Source organism: Microcoleus sp. Pol7_A1, assembly GCF_036701085.1.
GTDB classification, from domain to species: Bacteria; Cyanobacteriota; Cyanobacteriia; order Cyanobacteriales; family Microcoleaceae; genus Microcoleus; species Microcoleus asticus.
This window is the reverse complement of sequence record NZ_JAUBQD010000108.1, coordinates 1-3,300: the sequence shown is the minus strand read 5'-3', so window position 1 is coordinate 3,300 and position 3,300 is coordinate 1. Positions and strand designations below refer to the sequence as shown.

At 49.3% G+C, this 3,300-nt stretch carries 2 protein-coding genes; one reads left to right on the top strand and one right to left on the bottom strand.

The features are described 5' to 3' along the window. Positions 1-2,164, top strand: a 2,164-nt coding sequence (locus QUA20_RS30620; RefSeq protein ID WP_333194045.1) for a calcium-binding protein, incomplete at its 5' end; no start/stop codon positions are given. 472 nt (positions 2,165-2,636) lie between these two features. Here the strand turns inward: QUA20_RS30620 and QUA20_RS30615 are convergent. Continuing rightward, the gene (locus tag QUA20_RS30615) at positions 2,637-2,816 is read right to left on the bottom strand and encodes a hypothetical protein (protein WP_333194044.1); all 180 of its coding nucleotides are present in this window, start codon (positions 2,814-2,816) and stop codon (positions 2,637-2,639) included. Positions 2,817-3,300: the final 484 nt, after the last annotated feature.

Sequence of the window (3,300 nt, the reverse complement as noted above, 5' to 3'; positions counted from 1 at the left end):
TGCCAACTCCAGCCTCGGGCCCAACAGCAGCCAGTTAGTCACGGGATTGGGAGGAAGCGACCCCGACGGGTCGATCGCCTCTTACACCATTAACACCCTGCCCCCAGCAGACCAAGCAATCCTGTTTTTAGGAGATCCAACCAACGGTGGCGTACCGGTGACACCAGGTCAAGTCCTGACTCCAGCACAATTGCAGCAACTATTTTTGCAAGCCACAGGCAACTTTACAGGAGCCAATTTTACCTACAGCGCCACAGACAACGACGGCGCCTCCAGTCCCGCTGTCGCTACTGTGGCGGTTGTCGCCCTGCCGATTGCGCCAACTCCGACGCCAACTCCGACGCCAACTCCAGCGCCAACTCCGGCGCCCATCTCAAATCCGATCGCCGAAACAGATACCGACTGTCAGTGTTCGCCCATTATTGAAAAACCGGGAATTAACTTTGCGCCCCCGCAGCAACCACCCGCAGTTGGATTTATCCAGCCGATTTCACAATTTTCAGAGGAACAAACCACCAAAGGAACCGACGGCGATGACTTCATCGCAGACATTAAAGGCAACCAAAAAATTGTCGGTTTTGAAGGCAACGACCTGCTTTTAGGTGAAAACGGCGCGGACGAAATTTACGGCAACGAAGACAATGACACAATTTTTGGCGGCATTGACACCGATATTGTTTACGGAGACGGGGGCAACGATATCGTATTCGCAGGCAAACAGAACGACTGGATTGCCGGCGACTTAGACTCTGACACCCTGTTTGGAGATCGAGGTGCGGATACGATTCTCGGAGACACCGGGCAGAATAACTCCCAGAGTCCTGACGATGCTCGCGATTTGATTTTCGGAGGCGAGGCTGGAGACCTCATTAACGGCAACGAGGGCGACGATACCATTCATACCGGCAAAGCTGACGATATTGCCCTTGGAGGTAAAGAAAATGACTTAATTTGGGGCGAACTCGGCTCCGATACCTTGTTTGGTGGCATCGGCTCCGACACCTTGTTTGGCGGAATAGGCGACAAAAGGGCCAGGGACTCCCAGGGACACGACTTGCTGTACGGAGGCTTCGGCAACGACTTCCTCCACGGCCAACAAGGCAACGATACGCTGGTTGCAGGCAAAGATAACGATCGCGCTTACGGAGGTAAAGGCAATGACATCATCTACGGTCAATTAGGCTCCGATACGCTCTACGGCGGCGAAGGAGCCGATACTCTGCTCGGCGACAGTGGTAGTTCCCAGTCAGTTGGGGATACCGGCGAACAAGACTTAATCTTTGGTGGCAGCGGCAACGACATCATGGGCGGCGGCCACGGTAATGATACCGTGCAAGCAGGTAAAGGAAATGATTGTGTTTGGGGTGGCAAAGATAATGACCTGATTTGGGGCGAACTAGGCTCCGATACCCTTGTTGGGGACAGTGGCGACGACACCATGTACGGTGGTGCTCGAAGTCGAGCTAAAGATGTTGGCGGCCGGGACTTGCTCTTTGGTGGCATCGGTGCTGATGTGCTGTTCGGCGATGAGGGTGACGATACCATAGCCGGCGGTCAAGACAACGACTTGATTTACGCCGGCAAAGCTAACGACCTCATACACGGAGATCGGGGCGACGACTTGATTTACGGCGGTGACGGCAGCGATGAGCTCTGCGGTGACGAGGGCAGCGATACCATTAGCGGCGATCGTTCCGATAACCGGGGTGTCTCGGTGGGCGCAAACGACCAGCAAGACTGCATCAACGGCGGTGACGGCGATGACTTGCTCTACGGCAACGAAGGGCAAGATACTATCAACGGAGATGCTGGCAGCGATACCCTGATTGGTGGTAAAGATAGCGACCTTCTCAATGGGGGTGCTGGAGATGACTGGCTGTTTGGCGACTTGGGCGACGATACTTTAATTGGAGGTATTGGGAGCGATCGATTTGTGTTGAGTGGTGATGGCGGCACTGATACTGTGATTAACTTCGAGGTAGGCGTCGATAAGTTTGTTGTGAGCGACGGCCTGAGTTTCCAGCAGTTGCAATTTAGCGCCACTCCGAACGGTACGTTGCTGCAAGTAGCAGGAACCGATCGGGTTTTAGCGAATTTGGTGGGGGTTAACGGGGCGATCGGCTCCTCGGATTTCCTATCAGAGATATTACGCTCTGAGGCTTAGAATTGGCCGCGAAAGTCGCCGGTTCTCCGAACAAAACGCCACAGCAGATCGTAACTTCTGTGGCGTTCCTCACAATACTCAATCCTGGTTAGAAACTTTATAGCACTCGGCGCTTGACACCGCTTTTACACTTGCCTTTCGTCCCTCTTTAAGAGACTAAAGAATAAAGGCGTATAGAAACCGGATTTGGTATAACTTTGTATCGCGGTTTTCAGGTGTCCCAAGGTACACAAGGGTTGGTAGCTCAAATTTTTACTACAAACCAATTTTATTGGGGTTGTGCGATCGGACTTAATAGGAAACTAAAACTCATCACTAATTCCCCATTCCCCATTCCATTGATTCACGCTCCGGAACTCAAGGATACGATAGCTGTTTTTTTCCTAATATCCTAGATAACTCAAGGACTTACGCAGCCACTCTACATATAGCGTGTCTTTGCTTGTGCGATCGCTACTAATTGATCTGTTACTCAAAAATTGTTCGGGATGGATAGAGAGGTGCGATCGCACAAGCACAAGTTAACATTGAGCGAGCCCCGGAGCATGAAACGCTGACGAAAAGGCTGATGGTATTGCACAATTGACTTGTTAGAAGGCGATTGCTGCGATAATACTTGTTCGACATCTGAACCCCTGTCTAAATATGTCATTTAACTATGTATATTATTGGCAATATTTACTGACGAGTCAAACCAACTACACTTTAACAAATTTAGGCTAACATTTAGAATTATTTAGCCATAATACTATCAACAGTTACTGAAAAAAATCACAATTAATACCCAACCTATTGTGACATAACCTGAAATGAGACATCACAGAATATGCTGAAGTCTCCCTAGTTTTTGAGGACGAGGGTATTAGACAAAAGATACGAGCCAAATATCGAATTAGCCCGCAGCCCATTTAGTCAAAAAGAACACAGACTATTACCAGGAATAGCATTGATAAATTGTATATATCAACCAAAAAAGCGGTGGATTTTCGGTGATAAATTACCGGATTTAGCGCCCTTGTGATGACGGTAAAAGCCATCAAGAACACGTTGCTGATATGTTATAGCAATCCTATATGATTTGTGAGAATTTACCATAACTGTGAAGCTTGGGGAAATCAAATATCTGATAATGAGTA